This window comes from Arenibacter algicola, from assembly GCF_018860365.1.
Taxonomy (GTDB): Bacteria; Bacteroidota; Bacteroidia; order Flavobacteriales; family Flavobacteriaceae; genus Arenibacter; species Arenibacter algicola_B.
In genome coordinates this window covers 311,960-337,736 of record NZ_JAHKPO010000013.1, presented here as the reverse complement: position 1 = coordinate 337,736, position 25,777 = coordinate 311,960, and the positions used below count along the sequence as shown (strand labels likewise).

General features: G+C 41.0%; 16 protein-coding genes. 2 read left to right on the top strand and 14 right to left on the bottom strand.

Features of this window, described 5'->3' with window-relative positions; all coding sequences use genetic code 11:
- The first annotated feature begins 196 nt into the window (after window positions 1-196).
- Window positions 197-2,569: an outer membrane beta-barrel family protein gene (locus KO529_RS10115; RefSeq protein WP_215947774.1), complete on the top strand. Its 2,373-nt coding sequence runs from the start codon at window positions 197-199 to the stop codon at window positions 2,567-2,569.
- A 145-nt stretch (window positions 2,570-2,714) separates the two neighbouring features.
- Here the strand turns inward: KO529_RS10115 and KO529_RS10110 are convergent, their stop codons facing one another.
- The 13 genes from KO529_RS10110 to KO529_RS10050 form a co-directional block, all read right to left on the bottom strand.
- Entirely contained in the window at window positions 2,715-3,710 is a 996-nt protein-coding gene (locus KO529_RS10110) for a family 43 glycosylhydrolase (protein WP_215947773.1), read from the bottom strand.
- 70 nt (window positions 3,711-3,780) lie between these two features.
- Window positions 3,781-5,274, bottom strand: a complete 1,494-nt coding sequence (locus KO529_RS10105) for a sulfatase (protein ID WP_215947772.1) — start codon at window positions 5,272-5,274, stop codon at window positions 3,781-3,783.
- A complete protein-coding gene (locus tag KO529_RS10100; protein ID WP_215947771.1) occupies window positions 5,261-6,853 on the bottom strand; it encodes an alpha-L-fucosidase in 1,593 nt (530 codons plus the stop codon). The genes KO529_RS10105 and KO529_RS10100 overlap by 14 nt, the downstream gene beginning before the upstream one ends.
- Before the next feature lie 73 nt (window positions 6,854-6,926).
- Window positions 6,927-8,522 (bottom strand): sulfatase family protein, encoded by a 1,596-nt coding sequence (locus KO529_RS10095; RefSeq protein ID WP_215947770.1) that lies wholly within the window; start codon window positions 8,520-8,522, stop codon window positions 6,927-6,929.
- A gap of 12 nt (window positions 8,523-8,534) precedes the next feature.
- The gene (locus tag KO529_RS10090) at window positions 8,535-9,971 is read right to left on the bottom strand and encodes a sulfatase family protein (protein ID WP_215947769.1); all 1,437 of its coding nucleotides are present in this window, start codon (window positions 9,969-9,971) and stop codon (window positions 8,535-8,537) included.
- 4 nt (window positions 9,972-9,975) lie between these two features.
- Window positions 9,976-11,886 carry a glycoside hydrolase family 97 protein gene (locus KO529_RS10085; RefSeq protein WP_215947768.1) on the bottom strand — a complete coding sequence of 637 codons (1,911 nt, stop codon included), beginning with the start codon at window positions 11,884-11,886 and terminating at the stop codon, window positions 9,976-9,978.
- 28 nt (window positions 11,887-11,914) lie between these two features.
- Complete coding sequence (locus KO529_RS10080) at window positions 11,915-12,133, bottom strand: hypothetical protein (RefSeq protein ID WP_215947767.1); 219 nt, start codon at window positions 12,131-12,133, stop codon at window positions 11,915-11,917.
- Window positions 12,134-12,290: 157 nt separating this feature from the next.
- Window positions 12,291-14,219 (bottom strand): glycoside hydrolase family 97 protein, encoded by a 1,929-nt coding sequence (locus KO529_RS10075; RefSeq protein ID WP_215947766.1) that lies wholly within the window; start codon window positions 14,217-14,219, stop codon window positions 12,291-12,293.
- 22 nt (window positions 14,220-14,241) lie between these two features.
- A complete protein-coding gene (locus KO529_RS10070; protein WP_215947765.1) occupies window positions 14,242-15,831 on the bottom strand; it encodes a sulfatase in 1,590 nt (529 codons plus the stop codon).
- Window positions 15,832-16,078: 247 nt separating this feature from the next.
- A complete protein-coding gene (locus KO529_RS10065) occupies window positions 16,079-17,659 on the bottom strand; it encodes a sulfatase family protein (protein ID WP_215947764.1) in 1,581 nt (526 codons plus the stop codon).
- A gap of 393 nt (window positions 17,660-18,052) precedes the next feature.
- Entirely contained in the window at window positions 18,053-19,636 is a 1,584-nt protein-coding gene (locus KO529_RS10060) for a RagB/SusD family nutrient uptake outer membrane protein (protein WP_215947763.1), read from the bottom strand.
- Between the two features lie 13 nt (window positions 19,637-19,649).
- Entirely contained in the window at window positions 19,650-23,060 is a 3,411-nt protein-coding gene (locus KO529_RS10055) for a SusC/RagA family TonB-linked outer membrane protein (RefSeq protein WP_215947762.1), read from the bottom strand.
- A gap of 171 nt (window positions 23,061-23,231) precedes the next feature.
- The gene (locus tag KO529_RS10050; protein WP_215947761.1) at window positions 23,232-24,401 is read right to left on the bottom strand and encodes a FecR family protein; all 1,170 of its coding nucleotides are present in this window, start codon (window positions 24,399-24,401) and stop codon (window positions 23,232-23,234) included.
- Between the two features lie 113 nt (window positions 24,402-24,514).
- Here KO529_RS10050 and KO529_RS10045 point away from each other — a divergent pair, with 113 nt between their 5' ends.
- On the top strand, window positions 24,515-25,126 hold the full coding sequence (locus KO529_RS10045; RefSeq protein WP_215947760.1) for an RNA polymerase sigma factor: 612 nt from the start codon (window positions 24,515-24,517) through the stop codon (window positions 25,124-25,126).
- A 284-nt stretch (window positions 25,127-25,410) separates the two neighbouring features.
- On the opposite strand, the gene KO529_RS10040 is transcribed toward KO529_RS10045, so the two are convergent.
- Entirely contained in the window at window positions 25,411-25,740 is a 330-nt protein-coding gene (locus KO529_RS10040) for a YegP family protein (RefSeq protein ID WP_215947759.1), read from the bottom strand.
- Window positions 25,741-25,777 lie beyond the last annotated feature (37 nt).

The window sequence follows — 25,777 nt, the reverse complement described above, 5'->3', positions numbered from 1 at the left end:
TAAGCTATTGCTCCCATTTCAAAAAATAGTGCTACGTCAACGGCAAAATTAAACCCCCAAACGGCGTATGCCCTACATAAAAACTACCCGCTGTCGTTCAATGGAATACTTTTGTCGTTCACAGAAAATACCCCTCTCATCTCGGTAAAAAAATGAATCTTTGTAATTCTTACAATTAAAATTAATAAAGGAAGCCATGAAAAAAATTTTGGTACAATTGTTAATCGCTACTTCATTCATACTCTATTGCCCTGTTGCCATGGCACAGGTAACCATAAAGGGAACTGTGGTGGAGGAATCCAGCGGACAGCCTATTGCCTATGCAACGGTAATGGTCGGCGATAACGAAACCAAAAAACCAATAGATGGCACTACCACTATGGATGATGGCAGTTTTAGCTTGGAGACCGATGCGTCCGACTATTATATAGAGGTAAGTTTTCTAGGTTTCCGGACCAAAACATTTGGACCGCCACCAACACAGGGCAAAACTATAGATTTAGGGAAGGTTGCCCTTACAGAGGATGCAGAACAACTACAGGAAGTAGTGGTACAGGGCGAGGTTTCACGTACCGAATTTAAATTGGACAAACGAGTATTCAACGTAGGCAAAGATCTTAGTACTACTGGGGCAAGTGCCTTGGAAGTTTTAAACAATGTTCCATCCGTTAACGTTAACATTGAAGGTCGCATTAGTCTGAGGGGGAGCCAGGGAGTTCAGATTCTCATCAACGGAAAGCCATCCATCATTGCTAGTGAAGAAGGAAATGCCCTGGGAACTATTACGGCAGATATGATTGAAAAGATTGAGGTAATGACCAACCCTTCAGCCAAATATGATGCCGAAGGGACTTCAGGTATAATCAATATCGTTTTAAAAAAGGAGGAGCGCAAAGGACTCAATGGCTCCATCTCGGTGAATACTGGGGCGCCTGATAGCCATAGTGTTGGGGTAAGCCTAAACAGAAGAACAGAGAATTTTAACCTGTTCACGCAATTGGGAATAGGCCTTAGGGATATGCCCAACGACCTTGAAACCAGAAACGTAGATTTGGAAAACAACACCACCATTCTTAGTAATGGTACCGAGTACCGAAATGAAACCTATTATAATATAGTCCTTGGAACCGATTATCACATTAATGACAACAACGTACTAACTCTCTCAGGCAACTTTGCCATGGAAATAGAGGAACAACCCTCCAACACCAGTTTTGTGGCCTTAGACTCCAACAATACCATTAGCTCAGAATGGGAGCGAACCGAAGTTACAGACGCAAAAAATCCTAAATTTCAGTATGAACTACAGTATAAAAAGGATTTCGAGAACCATGAGGACCATACCCTGCTTTTTAGTGGCTTAGGAAATTTCTTTGGGAAGGACCAATCCTCCGAATTCTTGAATACCACCATTTCCGGGGATGACAATGATAGCAGACAGCAGACTAGAACAGATTTTAAAGAAGCTATATTTACCTTTAAACTGGATTATACCAATCCTATAACTGACGAGTGGACCTTGGAAACAGGGGCGCAATATGTCATGAACGACGTAAGCAATGATTATGAGGTAAATAATTTCACCGACGGTGCCTTTGTTAACGACCCCGGTCTGACCAACGTCTTTGAATTCGATCAAAAAGTGCTAGGCCTATACGGTACCGGTTCATATGAAGGAAAAAAATGGGGCATAAAGGGAGGCTTACGCTTGGAACAGACCGGTCAGAATACCTTGCTTGTTACTACAAGCTCGACTAACGATCAAAACTACGGTAATTTTTTTCCCAGTCTTCACAGCTCCTATAAATTTAGCGACAAGGTTTCCGTTCAAGCTGGTTACTCCAAACGTATTTACCGACCAAGAATGTGGGATTTGAATCCCTTTTTCAATATCCGAAACAATTATAGCGTACGCCAGGGTAATCCCGACCTACAGCCCGAATTTACCGATTCCTATGAGATAACCAGTATATACATTTTAGGCCCTGCAAGCATAAATTTTGGGGTGTACCACCGCTATACCACAGACGTCATAGAGCGTATTACTACCTTCGAAAACAACGTTAGCACCACCAAGCCAGAGAATATTGGAACCAATAAAGCTACTGGTATAGAATTCAATGCGAAGTATAGTCCTGCCAAATGGCTAACCTTGAACGGGGATTTTAATTATAATCAATTTCAAAGGGATGGCATCTTCGAGACCACGGTTTTCGATTTTAGCAACCAACAATGGACTTCCAAATTAATGACAAAAATTAAACTTCCTTCCGATTTCGATTTGGAAATGACGGGCAACTATCAGTCCAGTTACCAAACGGTACAAAGTGACGTTAGTGATATGCTGTTTATGGATATGGGGCTTCGAAAAAATATAATGAAAGGCAAGGCCGTCCTCAATTTAAGCGTAAGGGACCTATTCGCCTCTAGGGTGGACGAGAGCCAAATTGCCCAGGCCAATTACGAGGTTTACAATCGCCGTCAAAGAGGCACATTTGTGGCCCTTGGCTTTAGCTATGGCTTCGGTAAGGGAGAGGCCATGCAGTATTCCGGACAACGTAGAAGGTAAACAAAGTCCTCGTATGGGCTAACAAAAAAATCCAACCTAGTTGAATAGGTTGGATTTTTTTGTTTGGATCGTCAGGAACTAATTTGGTATAATGCCCCAGTTCCCTATGAGCACTAACCAATTTTTAGTGGGAGCCCTATCCCTATTACTCCATTTCGAAACGCTCTAGGTAGACGACTCCTTTTTTGCCCTTAAGGGAAATACCCCATCCCGGAATTTCTTTGACCTGGTTCCCATCCTCCAAATGTGGGCGATAAAGGCCTGGAGCTATTGGAATTTTCTTTAGATTTTCTTCTATTGGGGAAAAGTTAATTCCATCCTTGGCCCAATGTATGGATTTACTCAGCGATGCCAGGGAAGCAATCCCCCCATTTTGGTTCCAGATCAATACTTCATGTCCCCTATCTATCAAGGGTTCTGGGTGCTTTTTATACGGTCCTTCTGGTTGGTCGGCCAAAGCGACCCCCATTTTTGTGAGCCCGGGCCCTTTTTTTCCATGAACAATAGAGCGACCCTTGTAATACAACCAAATTTTATCATCCTTTACCAACAAACTGGCATCATCTATCCGGTAACTATCAAAATCCTCGGGTACCTCACTAACTTCCAAAATCGGATTGTTTTTGACCCTAACGAAAGGACCTTCCGGGCTATCGGCAACTGCCAGGCCAATGGCGGTAAAGTCGTTCGTTGAATTATTTTCAAACTCCTTTTTTGCATTACCTGGGGTAGGTTTTACACCCGTGTAATACAAATAATATTTTCCCTTATGGGCCAATATATTGGGGGTAAAAACAGAGTGGCTGTCAAATTCGCCCTGCTGTCCAACATCCAAGGCCATGCCCTGCTCCTCCCAGGTACGCCCCTCATCCTTTGAGGTAGCATACCAAATGGTTGCCCAATACCCTGCCGTTGTTGGTCTATCCATTCGAGAATACCACACATAATAGGTGTCCCCTACATTTATAACATCACTATTGTCCCGTCTGTTGTACAGACTGTCTATTCCTATGCCCGGAATCTCCTGATAGGTAAATGTGGTAGTCGCTGCCTGTGATTGACTTGCAACTTCTTCTACTTCTTTTGGTTTCTCCTCGATTTTGGATTTACAGCTTGTTAAAAATAGTATTGATAATGCCATACAAACATTTATTACATTCAGGGGTTTTTTAACTGATTTTTGCATAAGTTTTCTTGTTATGAATTTTTCTTTAAAATGGTAGTACGGACGCCGGCGGAAGCGGCACTTTATTGTTTTTTCGCCAAGTTATTAGTTCATTCAACAATTGGGAAGCTATTTCAGGATTATTTTCCGCCAAATTATGAGCTTCCTTTAAATCTTTTTCCAAGTTGTACAATTCTACAATACCATCGTTTAAATACTGGATCAGCTTCCATTGGTCCTTTCTGATTATGGAACAGGGCGGATTTTTATAGGTACTTGCCACATGCCAAAATAGCGCCCGCTCTTTAAATGCAGCTTTTTTCAACAAAGGCAGCAAACTTTCCCCATCAAGTTTTCCCTCATAACCCTTCACCTGGGCCAACTCTAAAAATGTGGGAAAATAGTCCATTCCGCATATCGGGGTTTCTGAAACCCCGGCCTCAACATGACCTTTCCAATTTACAAAAGCAGGTACCCGTATGCCGCCTTCGTAAATAGTTCCCTTGGCTCCGCGCAAGGTATTTGTACCGCTTTGCAAACCGTTAAATCCGTTATCGGAAGTGAATATCACCATGGTATTTTCCCTCAACCCCTCCTGATCCAAATAATCAAAAATGCGTTTCACATTTTCATCTATGGAGGCAATCATGGTGGCGTAACCGGCAATTTCTTCACGGTTATTTTCTCCTTGACCTGTTATGGAATCAGCCGCTTTGCCCATAAATTTCTGAAACGAATCCTTGTCTCTTGGCACTGTAGGGCGATGTGGTGCATAATAATGAAGGTTCACCAAAAAGGGTTGCTGTTTATTGCGTTCAATAAAATTGATGGCATCATCCGTCAAACGGTCCGTCAACCATTCATCATCGTCCTTATCCCCAATAAAAGGATTCTTGAAAGGGGCCTTATAGCCACCGCTTTCAGATTTATAGCCTTCTGTATACCCGCGGGCAGGATCGCCCCACCAGGTGCCTCCTACGTTCTCATGAAACCCCTTTCCCAAAGGATAGTATTTTTGAATATCGATGGATAAGTGGTCTGCCAACCAATCCAAGTTTCCGTTGGCAGGTTGCTTTAAGGGTTTTTCAAATGGATAATCTGTTTCCTCTTCTGGATTGGGACCTACCACATGCCATTTTCCCAAGTGGATGGATCGGTAACCTGCATTTTTTAATGGCTCTGCATACATGGTATGTTCCAGGCCAACCGTCCAACGCGAAAATATATTGTGTTGGTTATCCCCTTTTTCCAAAACGGGGACATTGTATATTCCCGTCCTAAACGACTGTTTACCCGTTAACAAAGCTGCCCGTGAAGGGGAACAGGTGGGGTACATATAGGCATTGCTAAAGACAAGGCTTTCCCCTGCCAGCTGATCCAGATTGGGGGTTTCAAACCAATTGCTCCCCATAAAGCCCACATCTTGCCACCCTAGGTCATCGGCCATGATGAAAATAATGTTCGGCCTTTTTTCTGACTTACAGGAAGACAGTATCCAACAACAGAGAACGAACGCTATCGTCTTTTTAATGATTCCCATCCAAATCTACTTTTTTGGTCCCTTTCAACGCCTTATTCACATCCGTTTGTATGGCATTGGGAGCGTGTTGTTCACTTTTTGTTGCTATTTCAAAAGACCAGGCATAATCACTTTTTCCCAAGTCTGCCGGAGGGATTATTTCCAAGCCTTCAGGCGTTATGCTCCATTTAACCTCAGCCTCAGATCCTAGAAGTTTAACCGACTTCACTTCATTCTCTGCCCATCCTTTGGTAGCTTCAATAACTATAGAATTCACTGGTTTTTCCAATGCAATTGCAAAGAGCTTTGTTCCCTTGGTAGTAAAAGCAAGATTTCCCTTTTCCTGTTCATTTACCTTCCAATAGCGGGTTCCATAAATGGCCTCCCTATTTATTTCCAGCCACCTACCCATTTCGTGCAGTCGCTCCAATTGCTCCTCTGGAATAGTGCCATCAGCCTTGGGTCCGATATTTACCAAAAAGTTACCATTTCTGGAAATTACCTCTACCATCTCCTTAATAACGTCTTCTACGGTCTTGTAAGTGTCGTTTTCCAAATATCCAAAGGAGGTACCAAAGGTGGTACAGCTCTGCCATTTTGGGCCAATTACGTCCAGTTTAAGGTTGTCCTTTTCCAAACAGCCTACCCCATCGGGCCAGTTTCTATTGCCTCCCTTGTTGTTAACATAGACTTCCTGTCCCCTTTCCACTCCATTATTCATAAAATCGGTGATCATAAGACGACACTGGTCATAGAAATATTGGATTACTGGCTTAAATTCCTGGGGGTTTTTTCGAGTATCGTTCCCATCCCTGGTAAAAATAGGAATATCGTCTATCCATAAAAAGTCGGGTTGGTATTTCTCCTGAATTTCTTTCCACCGAGCTACATATTCATCCACGGCCTCTTTACTGAAACCAAACGGTCCATAGAGTGATTCCGCCTCCGGAACACGCTTAATTTCTTCAAGGATATCTGGCCGTGCCTCTGCGTCTACCACGTACTTTTCGGTGGTAAAAAAGCTGGTATGTCTTTCCCTATGATAGGATGGAGCATATTTTAAACCTTGTTTCTTAACCGCTTTTCCCAAATCACCTACGATATCCCTTTTGGGCCCCATGTCCATGGCATTCCAAGGCGTAAGATCCGAATCCCAGTTGGCCCAGCCGTCATGATGCTCTGCTGTTAATACCACGTATTTTGCACCGACCTCGGCAAAGAGTTTAGCCCAGTCGTCAGGATTCCAATTTTCAGCTTTAAACTCGGGAATAATATCCTTGTAACCAAACTCCGGAGGTGCGGCACCCCAACGCTCTCTTAAATAGTTATAATAATATGTTGAATCTTCGTATATAAGTTTAGGAACGTGTTCTGCATACCCTCTTCCTTCTTTACGGTGACCGATAACACTGTATGGCCCCCAATGAATAAAGATTCCTATTTTCCCGTCATTGAACCAATCGGGTACTGGCATTTTTTGAAGGGATTCCCAACTACCGTCATAAGTTAATTTTACAGTAGCTTCTGTCTTTTTTTCTGAATTACAAGCCCCTAACAATAAGGCTATGACAATAATTAAGATTGATTTTGATACTCCCATTTTTTATCTATTTAATTCTACTTTAATACAGTTTCCAAATTTTGATATACCACGCTTAAACCAGACATCAAAATTAGTTTTGGGGCCTGTAGGTTGATAAGGCGGCTTCCATTTCCTTTACAATTTCCGGGTATTTGTTATGCACATTGGTAGTTTGATATTTATCCTCCTCCAAATTGTATAGTTGTGCCACAGGAGCATCATCTTTTATATGCCCATCCTCTATATCGCTATTAACACCTCCTACAAAAGCTACGGCAGGAGCTCCGCCCCAAGCGTGATGATGTGGTTTGGACCCTGAAAACCCACCACTTCCTTGTGCTGGAATATACATCCATTTTCCTTTCCGTAGGGATAAATGGGTAGGTTTACTGGCAGCCAAAAGCAACTCTTTTCTAATAGGTTCTTCTGGTTTATCTACCAAAGCTGATAAAACGTTTACACTGTCGGAATTATCCATTTTGTTTAGATCCTGTCCGGTAATAGCCATAAAGGTGGCCAGCATATCTACATTACAGATCAACTGATGCGATACACTGCCCGCTTCAATTTTCCCTGGCCATTTGGCGATGAAGGGTACCCGGTGGCCACCTTCCCACACCCCGAACTTGAAGCCCAAGAGATCTCCGTTTATCTTGTGTCCGGCCTTTATGGCATTACGACCTCCTAAATTCAGCATCGCCCCATTATCGCTCGTGAAAATGATCAACGTATTATCTGCAACTCCTTGCTTTTCCAAGGTAGAAGTTACTTGTCCCACCATCCAATCCAATTCTTGAATAAAATCTCCATAAAGTTCGGCATCGCTTTTTCCCTGAAAGTTTTTTCCGGGAGTAAACGGGTGATGAATATGGGTGGTGGCCATGTACAAAAAGAAAGGATTTTGCTTTTCATTGGTAGTTTTCTCCGTAATCCAATCCACAGCCTTTCCTGCCAGTACCGTACCAACGGTATAATCGTTGTACAACTTATGGGCTTTTACAGCACCTTTAAACATATTGGCCGTTCTTTGTGAAGCTTCTGGCGGTATAGGAGTAATTGGTGTAACCTCTTTCTCCTTTCCTCTACCTACATACACCAAAGGGTCGTTTGGATCCGCTCCCACCACACGGTCATTTTCTACATACACATAAGGCGGCGCGCTGTTTACCACCGGAATACCATAGTAATAATCGAACCCTAAATCATTGGGTCCAGGCCGCAATGGTTTATTCCAAGTGTTTTCGCCCTTACCAAATCCTAAATGCCATTTTCCCAAGGCAGCCGTTGCATAGCCACTGTTTTTAAACACATCGGCAATGGTCAATTGTTCTGGGTTTATCAATAATTCTGAAGTAACGGGCGCAGGCCCCCAAATGCCTTTTCCGTTATTGCCACGAACAGGATATTGCCCAGTAAGCAAAGCATAACGGGATGGGGTACAGACTGCCGATGCAGAATGGGCATCGGTAAATATTTTACCTTCACTTGCCAATTTGTCTATGTTTGGCGTTTTTACTTTTGTGGCCCCATAGCAACCTACATCTCCATATCCCAAATCATCTACCAAAATATAAACTACGTTGGGTTTGTCTTGAGCAAACAACATGGATAGACCAAAACAAAAATAGAAGGTTGCAACGGTCATTACGCGCTGTAATATTCCACAATATTTCATTTTTGAAAACATATTATTTATCGTTTATTGTTTAATGCTTTCTTTTCTGGGAATAATATCATTTGGTGTAAAATAGGGCTCTGTTCCCAAAGGACCGGCATTTATTCCTCTTGCACCCAAATGCCCAATATCCCCCTTGGCCCAGTCCAATAGTTTAGTCAGTTCGGTAACAACCTCCGGGTTTTCGGCAGACACATCGGTGGTCTCCCCTATGTCGTTTTCCAAATTGTACAACATGTGTTTTGAAAACAAGATTCGATCTTCGGGTGCAGAGTGTATGGGCCATTTCATATAAACAATAGAGGTGGAATCTGGGCGATGCGGCAAATGTAATTTCCATTTGCCTTTGCGTACAGCTCGCAATATATGGTGTTGATAATAGAAAAAAGGTCTTTCCAGTTCAGTTGATTTTCCATGGATAATGTCCGAAATATCCAAGCCATCTATCACTCTGTCCTTAGGGATTGGTCCTCCTGCAATTTGGGCCAATGTGGGCAACATATCGATGGTAGCCGTTACCAAATCCGAAGTTTTTCCGGCCGGCACTTTTCCGGGTGCCCTAATTATACATGGTACCCTAATTCCGCCTTCCCAAGCAGAAGTTTTTGCACCCCGAAGGGGTTCGGCGTTTCCGCCATGGTCTCCTTTTATCCACCACGGGCCGTTGTCACTGGTAAAAATTACATAGGTATTGTCATCCAGCCCGTTTTCTTTTAACTTGGCCAAGATCCGTCCAACATTAAAATCAATTTCTTCTATAACATCGCCATAAAGGCCAGCGTCCGACTTCCCTTTAAACGCATCTGAAACCGCCAATTTAGTATGCGGCATAGTATGTGCCAGATATAAGAAAAATGGCTGTTCACTACTCTTTTCAATAAAGTCTATAGCCTCATCCGTATACCTTTTGGTAAGTGTGGACATATCAGCATTCTTTTCAATAAGCTGATTATTTCTCAATAAATGAACTCTGGAATCGTTACTTGTGGGTGTAAAAAAAGACGTATCAAATCCTTGATGCATTGGAAGTAGATTGGGGTTAAATTGCTCCGGATTATGCCCGGCAAGGTCCCATTTTCCTATCATGCCCGTTTTATAGCCAACAGTTTTTAAGACCTCGGCTATCGTAACCTCGCTTAAAGAAAGTTTGGGATGTGGCGCGTCTCCATAGTCGTTTCGGGCATTGCGCATTGGGTATCGGCCCGTCATTAATGCCGCTCGCGATGGCCCGCAGACCGTTTGGGCATAAAAGTTGGTAAATCTCATCCCTTCGGACGCCATTTTATCCAAGTTTGGAGTCTTGATGTTCGGCGACCCATAACAGCCAACATCACTGTACCCCTGGTCATCGGTAAAGATGATAATGAAGTTTGGCTTAGCGGCAGGATCTTGTTTTTTCTGCATACAGGCCGCTGCCAAAAAAAATAAAATACTGCCCGTTACAATAATATTCGCCCTCATTTTCTTATTTAATAGGTCTAATCCACATACAATGTCCGCCTCCCGGTGCCATTACGGCCTTAATAACATCTCCTTTTTTAACTTTGCCGTTCCTAACCTGGTAAGCTTCTGGATTGGTCTTACAATGGGTTTCACTAGTGTCTTCATAAAAGGTGATATCGTATTCTTTATCGGCCTCCAAAACGTCGAGATCAATGTCCAGAGTTCCTCCCTGTTGGTTATAAACGCTTCCAATAAACCATTCTTTACCGTGGCGCCTTGCCGTTGTAATATATTCGCCTATTTTGGAATGCAGGATCTTGCTCTCGTCCCATTTCCCAACAGGCAATTTTTGAATAAATTCGAAAAGATCGGCCTTGGCTTCATAAGCTTCCGGGGCATCTGGGATACAGACCAAACCACTGAAAATGATAAGCGTTCTAGCTGCTTCGGAGGTCACGGTTGAAAAATAAGTATTTGTTTCCCGTGGGCCTTTTTGTCGTAGCCCACTGTTGATCCCCGTTAGATCAAAATTGCCGTTGTTCATATCCAAAGGACCGGTGATGGCGTTTATCAGTGCCATTTTAATGAACGACTCGGGTGTAAAGGCCCTACGTGAATCTTGCTGGGCATGGCAGTATTCCCGAGTAATGGCATTAGGGTAGGAACGTCGTATTCCTGTAAAAGGTACCGGACTGTCATGGAAATCGATCAGCAACTCACTTGCTGCACTTTTCTGAATGGCCTCCCTGGTAAAATCCACATTACTGCCCATAAATCCGTATTTGATGCCTTTCATTCCCAAAGACTGGTAATAAGGAAAAAGTTCATCATCCCCATATTCTCCATGCCTCCTGTCATAATACAACATTAGATCTACCTCCTTTTCCGCGGCATAATCGATTACCTTTTTCAGGTCCAGTTTATCAGAAAGCTCAAAATGCCCTTTGGTTACCTCCTTATACCAGGAATCATCGATAAGAAAATAGTCGATTCCCTTTTCAGCGGCAAAGTCGATGAAACGGAAATAGCTTTCGGTATTAATGCCATACACAAACCCATCAGGAGCGGTGTAACCATGAACCCGCCAATCCCACAAGGTCTTTCCGGGCTTTATCCAATCCGTATTATCAAGTTTGGACGGACTTGCCAAATTGATGGGCACTGTGTTCACCACAAGGTCGCCAGCCGATTTCCCAAAAAGAATTACCCGCCAAGGACTGGTCCATTCCTTTTCACTTAATACTACTTTGTTAATTGATGCAATTTTTCCTTCCATCCCCCCAACATCAAGATGCATGGGATCCATACCATTGGCCACATAAAGATCCGACTCCAATAATGCCATAAAGGATTGGTCTGTAGATTCAACCACTAAAGGCACACTAATTTTTCCTTTTTTAGGACCTTTGTCCTGTAAATAATCGGTGAGTCCTTTATAATCCAAGGGGCCCAATGGTTCACTTTCGCCTGCTGGTGTAAAATAATTACTGCCGTTGGGCAAATTGTAAGTGCATTTAAAAATGGCCTCCTTTGGTTTTTCGCCTTCGTTGAGGACAAATCTAAAAGCAACTCCTTCATTATACGCCCTGGCCAACAATTTTCCCTCTACTCCATCGATATTTAGATCCAATTGAAGTTCTTTATAATGGTCACGGATGCTGCTATGCTGCCCCCAAACCGGATTCCAGCTATCGTCGTTTTCAATTTCTGTGGCATCCAAGATGGTCACCTTCGCGTTCGGTACTATTTCCAATTCCGAAGTCCCGACAAGTTCTACACCTTGAGAGCCAACCTGATAATTCAACTTATTATCAACAAGCTGTATCCCTATGGAACTATTACCATCTGGAGAAGTAAGGTTGATATTATCCAGGGATTTTTGGCAAGATACCAACGCTGTCAGCAAGGCAATAAAAAAGAATATTCTTCGCATAATCATTATAATTTTAATTTTTACATTTTTAATCTTTGGTCTCCATACTGCCCCACCAGTTGTTTTTGGGGTCAAAATCATTGGATAACAGGTCGATACGTTGTTTTTCCAGTGCAGGCATCTTGTCATATTGCATTTTATGCAAAAACTCCCTGGCCTCTTTTTCTGAATAAACAAGGTAGGCCGTGCATATTTTGCTCCACAATTTTATCCGATAGTCGAACAAGGTTCTCCCCAACTTGATCATATGGATATTGATAAAACTGGGTATCTTATCCTTATACTATTTTCTTTAGGTATCGGTTCAAAACTTACGCCATCGGCATGGTAGTGGGAGCGAATTGGAATATCAGCCAAAACCAAAAGTATATGAAACAGATCTACCAATGTCATTTAATTAATGTTTATTCACTCCATACAGGCCTTATCCAGATACAATGTCCCCCACCAGGGGCCATTATTGCCCTAATTACATCATCCTTTTTTACTTTACCATTCCTCACTTGGTAAGCTTCTGGATTGGTCTTACAATGGGTTTCTGGGGCATCTTCATAATACGTTACCTTATACTCCGTCCCTGCATCCAGAAAGTTGAGCTCAATATCCAATTCCCCACCCTGTTGGTTGTACACACTGCCAATAAACCAATCTTTCCCATGGCGTCGGGCAGTTGTGATGTACTCCCCAATTTTTGAATGAAGAATTCGGGTTTCGTTCCATTTCCCTACAGGTTGTTTTTGGATAAATTCAAATAGATCTTTCTTGGATTCGTATGCCTCAGGGGCATCAGGAATACAAACCAATCCACTGAAAATTACTAGCGTTCGGGCGGCTTCAGAGGCCACTGTTGAATAATAAGTATTTGTTTCAAGCGGGCTTTTATGCCGCAAACCACTATTTATCCCCGTTATATCAAAATTACCGTTGTTCATATCCAATGGACCCGTTATGGCATTAATCAATGCCATTTTAATAAAGGACTCGGGAGTAAAGGCTCTTCTTGAATCTTGTTGGGCGTGACAATATTCGCGGGTGACTGCGTTTGGAAAGGTCCTGTGTATACCGGTAAAAGGAACTGGCCCATCATGAAAGTCGATGAGCAACTCACTTTCAGCACTTTTCTTAATGGCTCCTCGAGAAAAGTCCGGGTTATCACCCATAAATCCATACTTTATCCCTTTGGCGCCGAGCGATTGAAAATAGGGATATAATTGAGTGTCCCCAAAATCCCCTCTTTTTCTGTCATAATATAAAATAACATCAACTTTTTTTTCCTTCGCGTAATCCATGACTCTGGCAATATCTAGATCCTCCTTAACTTTGAATTCTCCATCAGAATGCCCGCTATACCATCCACCATCGATCATAAAATACTCAATACTTGTAGCAGCCGCATAGTCAATAAAACGAAGGTAACTTTCTGTATTGATCCCATAGACGAAACCATCAGGAGCGGTATATCCATTTACACGGAAATCCCATAAACACTTTCCTGGTCTTATCCAGTCTGTATTCTCTAATTGACATGGGGTTGCCAAGTTTATAGCAGTGGTGTTTACTACTAAATCGCCAGCAGATTTGCCTAAAAGAATTAACCTCCATGGTGTAGTAAGACCTTCCTCACTTAATTCAACTTTGTTAATAGATTCAACATTTCCAGCCTCCAAATTAACTCCAAGATTCATAGACTTAAAGCCATTTGCTGCATACAAGTCCGATTCCAAAAGCGCTATATACAAATGGTCTGGTGTTTCAACAAGTAAAGGCACACTAATTGTTGTTTTTAGACCCTTATCCATTTCTCCTGAATGATAGGTGTTTAAATCCTTAAGGCTAAGGGGGCCCATAGGTTCGTGTTCACCCCGAGGCGCAAAAAAGGCACTCCCATCTGGCAAGGCGTACGAACAACTAAGTACTGCCTCCTTTGGTTTTGGACCATCTGCAAGCACAAAACGGAAAGCCACACCTTCGTTATAGGCCCTCGCCAGCATTTTCCCTCCCACTCCATCGATATTTAAATCCAATTGAAGTTCTTTATAATGGTCCCTGATGCTACTTTGCTGCCCCCACGCAGTAGTCCATGTACTATCGTGTTCAACAATCCGGGAATCCAATACAGTTACTGCAGACTCAGTGAATATTTCCAATTCAGAAATTCCAAGTATTTCTTTTCCAGACCAATTAAGCTGATAAGTAAGGGTACTATCAATCAATGAAATTCTCAAGTCAATATTACCATCTGGGGAAGTTAAGTTGAAATTATCAAGGGATTTTTGGCAGGACACCAACCCTGTCAGCAAGGCAATAATAAAGAAGATTCTTCGCACTATCATTATAATTTTAATTTTTACATTTTTAATCTTTGGTCTCCATACTGCCCCACCAGTTGTTGTTGGGATCAAAATCATTGGATAACATTTCCATCCGTTGTTTTTCCAGTGCAGGCATCTTTTCATATTGCATTTTGTACAAAAACTCCCTAGCCTTTTCTTCTGAATATTCAGGATCGGGCTTTGCGTATTTGGCCCCCACCTCTTTTAGATAATTAAACAACTCCTTGTTAAGTTCCTGTACCTTATCAGGATAGTCCGCCGCAACATCCGTTGTCTCACCAAGGTCTTTAGACAGGTTATAGAGTTCTTTTCTTCCATCCTCATAGTAATGAATAAGTTTCCAGTTGCCCCTACGAATAATGGAAGAAGGTTCCCCCCCTTGGTTACCGTAGTGCGGGAAGTGCCAGATAAGGGCACGCTCGGCCAATGGTTCCCCTTTAAACAAAGGGAGAAGGCTAATGCCATCACTATGTTGTTTTGGAAGCTGTTGGGCACCTGCCAACTCCAAGAATGTGGGATAAAAATCTGTTCCGGAAACGGGATAGTCAATTCTATCACCTCCCTTGGAGAGACCAGGAATTTTGATAAAATAGGGTTCCCTTATACCTCCCTCAAACTGATATCCTTTACCAGCACGCAAAGGTTTGTTAGTGGTAGAAAAATTATCCCCCGCTGCCACCCCTCCATTGTCGGACGTAAACACAATAATGGTATTTTCCTCAAGCCCCAACTCTTCGAGTGCTGAAAGCACCTGCCCAACAGCCTCATCCATTTGCTCTACCAAGCCAGCATAAATTGGGTTGTCCTGCACCTGGCGAATGGGCAAAAATTTTCCCATGCTATAGGCGCTTTTCGCCACTCCTTGTTGCACTGCCTTGTCCCGGTATTTCTTCCATTTTTCCTGAGTGGTCTGAATGGGCGAATGCACTGCATAAAAGGAGAGATAGGCAAAAAAGGGTTTTCCGGTTTTCTGAGGATTATTTTCTTGAATGAATTTCACCGTTTCCTTGGCAAGGCGATGCGAGAGGTTCTCCCCATCCTTCAGGTTTTCCAAATTCGGATTTTCATAGGGAGAAAAATAACCTCCCCTTGGCCCTCCGGACGTCCAGCCGCCAACGTTGATATCAAATCCATGATCTTCGGGCCATGAACCCTTGTCCCCCAAATGCCATTTTCCGGCAAAAAATGTTTTATAACCGTGCTGTTTCAACGCTTCGGGCATGGTAATATACTCCTTGGGCAGGTTATGGGTATATTTTGCAGGAAGCAGTTTTGTAAAACGATTCCTTTTTCGCCATGCTTCACCGGAAGGGGACCCAATATGTACGGTAATATCATGCCTGGCAGTAAATTTACCGGACATAATACTTGCCCGTGAGGGACTACAGACCCTACTGGCGGCATACCCATTGGTAAAAATGGTTCCTTGATCTGCTATCCTGTCTATGTTGGGTGTTTCATAGTAAGTGCTGCCCATACAACTCAGATCTGTATAGCCCAAATCATCGGCAAGGATGAAAACAATATTGGGTTGCCCCTTACTTTCCTGTTTTTGACAGGAAACATGTAATACTGTTATACAAGAGAGAATGGATATATAAAATCTTCGCATGGACTTGTGTAGTTTGAATTGTTGAAAATTTAATTATCGTGAATTTGATTTAAAAATAAATGTAAATAATTGATTATAAATTAATTAAAGCTAATGCTCATGTCTCCTCGAGTGCAGTCGAGAGGTTTTCAACAATTATATAGTTAAAATGAGGTCTCGACTGCGCCCGTCTGCCGACGAGGCAGGCTCGACCCGACAACATTAACCTAAAAAAATCATTAACAATTAAAAACCAACCGAACTCACCTTAATTAATAATTTCTTCAATTTGCTCCCAACCTTGCATACCATCATTTTCCTGTTTGGCTCCAGGCGTACTCCTTCCATCAAGAATGATTTTTTTAAGGGCCAACTTAAGCTCTGCCGCCTTCTCCGGGAATTGGGCTATCAAATTTTTTGTTTCCCCAATATCGGCCGCCAAATTGTATAGCTGCATAGCGGGCAAATCCAGTTTCTCTTGTTTTATATCCTGTGGCCTTGGGTAGCTCCAACCTCCGGAACCTGGACAAACACTTAATTTCCAAGAGCCCTGTCTGATGGCAAAAGATCCATTTATGGAATGATGTACGGTATATTCACGTATTTCCTCATCCTTTTTCCCTTGTATAAGAGACAGCATACTATAACTATCCTCCGCCTCGGTATCTTTAATTTTATACCCTGTCAATTCTGCGCAAGTGGCAAAAAAATCGGTGGTACAGATAATTTTGTCCGTACTTGTATTTTTTGGAGCCTTATTAGGCCATTCTACTATAAAAGGTACATGGTGCCCTCCTTCAAAAATATCGGCTTTGGTTCCCCTAAAAGTATAGCTGGGATCATGGTCTACTTTGGCAAGCTCTTCAAAATCGGCCTTTGGAGAACAGCCATTGTCACTGGTAAACACCAAGAGGGTATTTTCGGATATGCCCTGTTTTTTAAGGGCGGCCCTTATTTGGCCTACCACATCATCTACCTGCATTACAAAATCGCCGTACATATTGGTATTGCTCTTGCCCAAAAATTCCGTGGTTGGTAAAATGGGTGTGTGTGGTGCGGGCAATGGGAAATATAAGAAGAACGGGGATTTGCCCTTGGCCTTTTCATCGATATATTTAACGGCCTTGTCCGTCAGATCCTGAAGCACGGTAGCATGAACAAAATCGTCTGAAGTAGGTCCTTTTCTCCAAATGCCTTTTTCATCGACCGATACGGTGGTCTTGGTCGGCACCATAGTAGGCATATCGTTCTCCACATATACATAGGGCGCCATATCAAGGGAGCCACAAAAACCAAAGGAATAGTCGAACCCATGGGTAGCTGGGCCATTTTTAACGGGAGAGGCAAAGTTCACCTCTGGGTTTGCATTAAGTTTATTATGCTCTAAGTTGGGATTCTTATCCTGAATATCCCAGTCCCAGCCCAAGTGCCATTTGCCTACGTAGGCTGTATTGTAGCCCTGTGTTTTAAGCATTTCGGCAATGGTGGTACGTTCTTGTTTTATCAAGGATTTTGAATAACCGCTTAACACAAAGCTCTTCAAGGAGGTTCTCCAATTATATCGACCGGTCAATATCCCGTAGCGAGTTGGAGAACATACCGCCGATGAAGTATGGGCATCGGTAAACTTGACCCCATTGGCCGCCATAGCGTCCAAGTTTGGGGTGGCAATTTTACCTTCGGGGTTAAAAGCTTTAACATCGCCATAACCCAGGTCATCTGCAAGGATGTAGATGATATTGGGGTTTTGGGCTGCTCTTTTTTCTGTCGTTGCCTTATTCCTTTGGGCGTGGACAGAGAGTTGGGAGAAAACGAACAGTATTGTAATAAAATTGAATACTTTTTTCATATGTATAAAAAACTTTAGATGGTGTTTAATTTGCTTTTATGAATCCCTAGACTTTTTCTAAAAAAATCATTTTTAAAAATTTTAAAAATAGATAAAGGATATTGATGTTGCCACTAGTAAAAGCACCACTAGTGGTACGTTTTTTGCTTAGACCATGAGTTTAACGCTATATTTTGATAAATTTTTCACGACATTAAAAAAATCTAACGATATGGAAAAACCCCTTATACTACCCAGGTAATGCCAAAACTTGGCAGGTATAGGAATAAGGATTAGGAGGTAATAAAGGGCAGACAATTGGGTCTGCCCTTTTAAAAAATAAATTAATTCAAAACCTCCTTTTTAATACCTAGGGTATTGAATATTTTCATCGTTAAGATTGAAAAATATTAATTAGTTCCAAGGTGCATTTTGTGTCAGGCCTTTTGCGCGCTCTATTTCAGATTCAGGTATTGGCCAAATATTGGCTTGCCACCCTTTGCCCACTGCAGCTTTAGCCTCCTTTAGAGTACCCCATCTAACTAAGTCTAACCAGCGCAATCCTTCAAATGCCAATTCTACCCTCCTTTCCCTTCTCAAAATAACCCTTAATTCCGCTTGATCCATTGTTGTTATTGCAGGGTAATTGGAAGTATCTTCTTTAATTGTACCATATGCCCGTGCCCTCACAGTGTTGATAGCATCTAAAACAGATTGATCAATAGATCCAGATTCTATTTTTGCTTCTGCAAACATTAACAAAACATCTGCAAAACGAACTACTACAAAATTGGTGCCATCAGGCAACGTAAGTCCATCCTGTCTAGGAGGATCTGTCAACGGATTTAGATATTTTTTCATGTGATAGGGATTGGACCATGGAAAATCATTAGAATCACCAGTTAGCCACGCAGGCCAAACACCTCTGTTATATATGAAATTACCATCATTATCCTTAATGCCGTAAACTGCACCTGGATATTGAATGGATGCCCAAAGTCTTGGATCCCTATTTGCATATTCATCTGCAGAATCAAATAAGGTATTATTGGGATCATCTATCGTAAGTCCATTAGTGCTTTCAAAAGCGTCCACTAATTCTTTAAAAGTAGCAGAACCTTGAGCTGAAGACTGCGTTACTGAATGCCAATTAATAGACTCACCAACACTAGGTTCTACATTACTAAAATGAATATCAAATAATATTTCCGAATTGCCTTCATTCTCCTCATACAAAAGAGTTGAAAAGTTTGGAAATAAACTGTAAGAACCATATACCCCATTTATTATATCTTGCGTCACATTTATAGTTGCATCATAATTTTTTTCATTCAAAAGAACACGAGCTAAAAAGCCAGCTGCTGCTCCTTTTGTCAATCGACCATTTTCTGATACCGTTGTTGGTAAATTATCGATTCCAAATCGAATATCACTAATGGCTGAAGCCATAACATCTGCTTTTGGAGTTCTAACCATATCAACTGCCTCATCTATGGACACAGTATTAAGCAACAAGGGCACATCTCCAAAATATGGTACAAGATTGGCATGGAAAAACCCTCTTAAAAAACGGGCTTCCGCCACCATTTTATTCTTTAATGCCTCATCCATTTCAACGTTCTGGACATTTTCTATAAAGTAGTTGGCTCTAAAAACCCCCTCATAACAATGGTTCCAACGTCTCTGGATAGCTGTGTCAGAATTACCTGGAGCTTCCGTACCATCTGATAAATCAGAAAAACCTTGACTCCCAGGCCCTCTTACTATCTCATCGGTGGCTGAACCTAACAAAGGTGCATAAAGCGTAAAGGTGTTTTCCTGTAAAACCCCGTAAACAGCATTCAATGCCTGAGTAGCATCACTTTCTGTTTTAAAAAAATTACCTTCTGCCAGCCCATTTAAATCATTCCTATCTAAAAAATCTTTAGTACAACCCAATAACAATAAACCCATTGTAAGGTTTAATAATATAGTTTTATATATATTCTTTGTGTTCATCTTGTTTTCTTTTTTAAAGTGCAATATTAAATCCTAAGGAAATGATTTTAGTAGTTGGAATACGGTTAAAATCAACCGACCCTCCATTACCCAATGGCCTTTCTGGGTCAATCCCGTCGAACAAATTTGTAATCAAAAATGGGTTCTGAGCATTTGCATAAATCCTAAATTTGGATAGACCAATTGTGGAAATGACACTCTGCGGTAGGGAATATCCAATTTGGATATTTTTAATTCTTAAATAACCACCAGGATAAAGGTCGAAAGTAGAAGGAAACCTTAATCCTTCATTTCCGTGATATACTCCTTGAAACACCACTCTAGGCAATGTTCCATTAGGATTAAAACTAACAGATTCTTCTAGGTAACGTTTAGGTATACCTCCTTGGGAAGAAAATGGCTCAACCGCATGATAAGTAGCCCAATAATCTACTCCCGAAACTCCATTAGCCTGAATTGACAGGTCGATACCTTTGTAGTTAAAATCAATATTGAAACCGTATACCAGATCAGGGTATGGCTTACCTACAGGCACTTTATCATCTGCTGCCGCCTGTTGGCTTATGACCCCATCACCATTCTGATCAATATATTTAATATCACCTGCGGTTTGATTACCTCTACCATCTGTAATTGGCGCCGCCTGTGCTTCCTCGTGGGATTCAAACAAACCATCAGCTACAATTAAAAAAGGTTGATCAATAGGATATCCTACTTGAACAAGCTGGGTTCCAACTGGACCCCTTATAATCCTATCCACATCTCCGGCTATCTTTATCACTTCGTTTTCTGCGTGGGATAAATTACCACTAACGCTATAATTAAAATCTCCCAAACTATTAGAATATCCTAGAGCGAAATCCCATCCCCATGCATCAACCTCTGCAAGATTAACAACTGGGTTTTCCAGACCTCCAGCCAATCCAGGCACTGGAAATCCCAACAATTGATCTTTACGTGTTTCAAAAAAATAATTAAAATTAAAATTCAATCTGTTCTTAAATAGTCGACCTTCCAATGCTATGTCCTTTTTAACAGCGGTTTCCCATATGGCATCCCTATTAGCTAAACTTGTTGGTCCAGCACCAAGTGCTTGCTGATTATCAAAAACATAACTTAATCCGGCATTTTGTGCAACTGAGGATTGATATAGGTAAAGGCCCCCTGTATCTTGATTACCGACCTCTCCCCAAGATCCTCTAAGCTTTAAAAAGTTTATTAACCCGTCCGTATTAAAGAAATTCTCTTTAGAAAGAATCCAACCTGCAGAAAATGAAGGAAAATATCCCCATCGGTTTTCTGGAGCAAAACGAGAAGTCGCATCTGCCCTAAAGTTTGCGGTTAATAAATATTTCCCCTCGAAATCGTAATTTAAACGTCCAAAATAAGACCTAAAAGCAATATGGTTAGCACTACCCCCAGCAGTTTCATTTTCTGGATTCAAATTACCTATAACCTCAATACCAGGCTGATTATACTGACTAGTACCGGCATCCAAAGATTCTGATCTCTGCAACTCTTCAGAATATCCTCCAAGAATTTCAAAATAGTGAATTTGATTTATATCAAAATCGTAGTTTATTGTTGTTTGCAGAAGGGTATTAAAACTTGTTGTATGCTCCTTGTTCAAGCTATTATTAAAATTACCCCCTGCGCGTGAAAAAGTACCATCTTCAAAATAATCCCTAACACGCCAATAGTCGTATGCATTATTTACGGCTGTAATGTCAATATTGGTCATATTACCTGAAGCTAAGCCCTTTATTTTTAAATCTTTAATTGGCTCGTATTGAATATAGACATTTCCTAGAGTTCTCAACTCTTTAGCCGTATTTTTAGTTTCGTTCGCAATGGCAATTGGATTATCCCAATCTGCTCCAAATCCTCCCTGCTCAAATTTATTCCCTGTCCAAGCCCCATTATCCAATTGGACAGGCACTGTAGGATGCCGTCGAATGGCTAAAAATAATTGACCTCCCCCTGAACTAATATTAGGTCTTATATTCTCTCTATAATTACCCGTAACCGTGGCACCTATCTGTATTTTTTCAGTAATCTGCGAATCTAAATTTAACCTAAAAGTACCTTGCTTTGATCCGGTCCCTATGGAAATACCCTCTTGATCTAAGTAAGATGCTGAAGCAAAATAATTCGATTTTTCAGAGCCACCCCTTGCGCTAACATTGATCCTACTTATTAGTGCGGTATTAAATACTTCATCTATCCAATCTGTTCCTTGAAATCCAGTTTCTTCCAAAAATGCTTGATATCGGGCCAAAGCCGCATCCGATAAAAAAGGTGCTCCTATAGGCCCATTCAGATCTCCAGTAGTTGGAACTTCGAAGGCCATATTATGCACATTTATATAGGTCAAGGGATCCGAGACTTGTTGGGGTAATCTAGTAGCCGTTTGAAATCCAGAGTACATATCAATGTTAAGTTGTCCCTCCCCTTTTTTACCTCTTTTGGTAGTTACCAATATTACTCCGTTCGCCGCGCGAGACCCATAAATTGCGGTTGCAGAGGCATCTTTTAAAACCGAAATCGTATCTATATCATCAGGATTTACCGCATTAAGGTCAGCCTCAATACCATCTACTAGTACTAAGGCTGAATTACTTCCTGTAAAAGATGAAATACCCCTTATGGTAATTTGTGTTACATCTTGTCCAGGCTCACCTGATAATTGACTTACATGTACTCCAGCGGCTAAACCCTGCAAGGCTTGACTTGCATTTGTCAAAGGTCTTTTATTAAAATCATCCGATTTTATTTGCGCAACAGAACCTGTTAATGCATCTTTACTTTGTGTACCATAACCTACTACTACCACCTCCTCAAGGCCAGCAGCACTTTCCTCCAACACAACATTAAGATTGAACTCTCCCCTAATGGGAACTTCTTTTGTAGCATAACCAATGTAGGAAACCACTAAGGTTACGTTTTCATCAGCAACATCTATTGAAAAATTTCCGTCAAAATCGGTCTGGGTACCATTGACAGTTCCTTTTTCCACAATACTTGCACCCGGCAAGGGTTGACCCGTCTGATCTATCACTGTTCCTGAAACTTCATATTGCTGTGGCAGCAAAACTTCTTCCGTAGGCACGGCATTGATGTGCCGTTCACGGATTACGATACGATTTTTTCTGGACAGCTCAAATTCTACCGCAATCTTGGATAAACTTTGCTTTAAAAGCTTATCTACTCCAATCTCGCCTTTTTTCAATTGTACTTGAGGAGCGTTTGCAAACAGATCGTCCGGATATAAAAAACGATATTTGGTCTGGTTTTGAATAATATCAAAGACCTCATCTACAGAAACTACCTTGTCGGCCTCTATAGTTACTTTCTCCTGAGAAAATGATGTTTCCGTAGTTATCCCAAAAACGGTTGTACACAATAGAAAAATAAAGGTTTTCATAATCATGATTAACACCCGCATTCGGACGAACGACCGGGACTGAATTAATTTAATTTTCATAAATTTACATAGTATTGGTTGAACATTTGTTTAAGTAATACGCTTTAAAGGGACGAAGTTGATGCACCGCTAAATGTTCTCCTTCGTTCCCTTTTTTTTAAAAATTCTATTTCATTTCAAGAGTATTGTTTTATTAATAATTTCGTAGTCCTTTATGACCCTGAAATTTTTTATAGTATTCAATATATCTTCTATTTTCTGATCTTTATCCAGCACCCCATTAAACCCTGCTTTTTCCAGCTCAGGATTTTCAAAAATAACATCCATATCATACCATCGAGTTAGCACCTTCATAATCTCCACAAGTGGCTTTTTTCTAAAACTAAAAACGCCATCTTTCCATGAAATCTCGTTATAAATATTAACGGTAGCAACTTCCATGCTGTTATTATTAAGATTTAGGTTCGACTGTTGAGAGGGTTCCAGTTCACGTTTTCCATTTGTGGTACTAACTACAACCTTGCCCTCTACCAGGGTTGTATATATATTTACTTCCTCCTTATAGGCCTTAATATTGAATTCGGTACCCAAAACTTCTATTTCTTGGGATTGATTGGAAACTACAAACTTTGTACCTTCATGTTTGGTACTCGGTGAAACAGCAAAGTATCCTTCACCATAAACTAAATTTACCTGGCGAGTTTGGCCTTTTTTGAAGTTTACCGGATATTTAAGTTGGGATTCGGAATTTAACCAAACTTCAGTACCGTCGGATAATACCAGGTGAAATTGACCACCCCTTGGAACTGTTAAATAATTAAAGACCGCTCTTGCCTCATTACTCTTATCCGCTCCGTATACGATTACTTCGCCATTACTGCTTGCATTTTGTGTTTGATAGGTGTTACCCTTTTCCAAAGCAACTTGAGAGCCATCTTCCAGGGTCAAAGTGGCTTTGTTAGATCCAACATTAATATTATTACTAATTATTCTGGGTTTCGTTTCAATGGGCTCATTAAAACTGTTGTTCTTAAGAAAATAGCCAGTGGCCAATAAAACCGTGACAATTGCTGCAGCCGAATAGGTAATAATTTTACGGATCTTTTTTCGTCTAACAGCCTTAATCTCTTCGTCCATTAATTGCTGCAATTTGGTTTTTAATCTATTGGGATCAAATTGTCTCATTTCGTGTTCAATGGCATAATTTGTTTGGACATAGTCTTTGAACAATTTTTCGTTTTCAGCATTCTGCAACCATTCCCCTAAGGTATCCAACTCAGTCGTCGAGGCTTGACGGGTCAGGAATTTGGTAATTAGCTCCTTTGCTTTTTTATCGCTCATTAGAAACGTACTATTTACAATTAATACGTATCAATTTTACAATACCCTAACTTTTAAATGCATTTTTTTTATAAATTGCCCAAATTAACCGACAATTATTACCAAATTACCATATGCCAACCAAATATTATGACAACTTACAATTGATTGAAGCTCTGAAATCAGGGGATTCCAAAGCTTATACGTTTCTAGTGGATACGTACCATCATAAGCTATGTATTTATGCCTATAGCCTTAGTAATGATGAGAAAGCTGCTGAAGACATTGTCCAAAATGTTTTTATCCGTACCTGGAAGAAACGAAATCGGTTAAAAACCGATTTTGAAATTAGGAGTTTTCTTTATAAGTCGGTCTACAACGAATTTATAGACGAATACCGCAAACAGAAATTAGTAGTTCCCTTAGAGAAAAAATATATTGATGCCCTTACCACCATGGTAGAAAATGAAGATGGACATGCCTTTGAACGAAGAATAAAATTAGTAAAACGGGCAATTCAGGACCTACCTCCAAAATGTAAAGAAATATTTTTACTAAGTAAGCAAGATGGACTCACCAATTTAGAAATCGCCGAATATAAGCAAGTATCTATTAAATCGGTCGAGGCCCATATCACTAAAGCTTTTTCTATCCTGAGGCAATCAATAGGAGAGGAAATGCATCAGGTTCTATTCCTCATATTTAGAACCCTAAAAAACGATCAACTATCTATTGGAAAGAAATAGCTCCGAATATATGCTCTTCCATAGTATGCATTAATTGAACAATTAGAACATTGTTTAAGTGGCTTATAAAGAACTTATTGAAAAAGCCCTTATAATATAAAGAATGCTTAATTGCCACAAAAAATCCAACCTACTAAATAGATTGGATCCCGTTTTTGTTAGCCCCCTTCGGCTCCGCTCAGGGTAAACCTCTCTTACTAAATGGTTAAAAAATAAAAAAGACAGCCTTTATGACTGCCTTTCCTGGTAATTATCAACATGTACTGTTGTTGTTCCAAAGACCATTATGAGTTATCCTCAACTGTAGCTTCAGGTGCATTTTTCTTAACAGAAGCAATACCATTTTCCATGGCAGAGGAACTTGAATACATTTCGCTTTTGCCGATTACTTGACCATTGGATGCCTTGAGGTTAAAGTATGGGCTGCCATCTTTGGCCGTATTGCGTTCATATCTGCCATCTTCTTGCGAATTTGTTCTTACGGATGATATCCCATTATCACAAGCTGCTTTGGTAGTATACGCCTCACTTCCCAAAATGATCTGTCCATTGGATGCCTTTAAATTGAACCGAAACTGTCCGGATTTGTCTTTTTTAATTTCAAATTTTCCCATTTGTAATATTTTATTTTAAGACTTAAATATAATATAT

Excerpts from the sequence above, each read along its gene's own strand:
- KO529_RS10115 (WP_215947774.1), top strand. The coding sequence starts at position 197 with ATGAAAAAAATTTTGGTACAATTGTTAATCGCTACTTCATTCATACTC.
- KO529_RS10110 (WP_215947773.1), bottom strand. The coding sequence starts at position 3,710 with ATGGCATTATCAATACTATTTTTAACAAGCTGTAAATCCAAAATCGAG.
- KO529_RS10105 (WP_215947772.1), bottom strand. The coding sequence starts at position 5,274 with ATGGGAATCATTAAAAAGACGATAGCGTTCGTTCTCTGTTGTTGGATA.
- KO529_RS10100 (WP_215947771.1), bottom strand. The coding sequence starts at position 6,853 with ATGGGAGTATCAAAATCAATCTTAATTATTGTCATAGCCTTATTGTTA.
- KO529_RS10095 (WP_215947770.1), bottom strand. The coding sequence starts at position 8,522 with ATGTTTTCAAAAATGAAATATTGTGGAATATTACAGCGCGTAATGACC.
- KO529_RS10090 (WP_215947769.1), bottom strand. The coding sequence starts at position 9,971 with ATGAGGGCGAATATTATTGTAACGGGCAGTATTTTATTTTTTTTGGCA.
- KO529_RS10085 (WP_215947768.1), bottom strand. The coding sequence starts at position 11,886 with ATGCGAAGAATATTCTTTTTTATTGCCTTGCTGACAGCGTTGGTATCT.
- KO529_RS10080 (WP_215947767.1), bottom strand. The coding sequence starts at position 12,133 with ATGATCAAGTTGGGGAGAACCTTGTTCGACTATCGGATAAAATTGTGG.
- KO529_RS10075 (WP_215947766.1), bottom strand. The coding sequence starts at position 14,219 with ATGATAGTGCGAAGAATCTTCTTTATTATTGCCTTGCTGACAGGGTTG.
- KO529_RS10070 (WP_215947765.1), bottom strand. The coding sequence starts at position 15,831 with ATGCGAAGATTTTATATATCCATTCTCTCTTGTATAACAGTATTACAT.
- KO529_RS10065 (WP_215947764.1), bottom strand. The coding sequence starts at position 17,659 with ATGAAAAAAGTATTCAATTTTATTACAATACTGTTCGTTTTCTCCCAA.
- KO529_RS10060 (WP_215947763.1), bottom strand. The coding sequence starts at position 19,636 with ATGAACACAAAGAATATATATAAAACTATATTATTAAACCTTACAATG.
- KO529_RS10055 (WP_215947762.1), bottom strand. The coding sequence starts at position 23,060 with ATGAAAACCTTTATTTTTCTATTGTGTACAACCGTTTTTGGGATAACT.
- KO529_RS10050 (WP_215947761.1), bottom strand. The coding sequence starts at position 24,401 with ATGAGCGATAAAAAAGCAAAGGAGCTAATTACCAAATTCCTGACCCGT.
- KO529_RS10045 (WP_215947760.1), top strand. The coding sequence starts at position 24,515 with ATGCCAACCAAATATTATGACAACTTACAATTGATTGAAGCTCTGAAA.
- KO529_RS10040 (WP_215947759.1), bottom strand. The coding sequence starts at position 25,740 with ATGGGAAAATTTGAAATTAAAAAAGACAAATCCGGACAGTTTCGGTTC.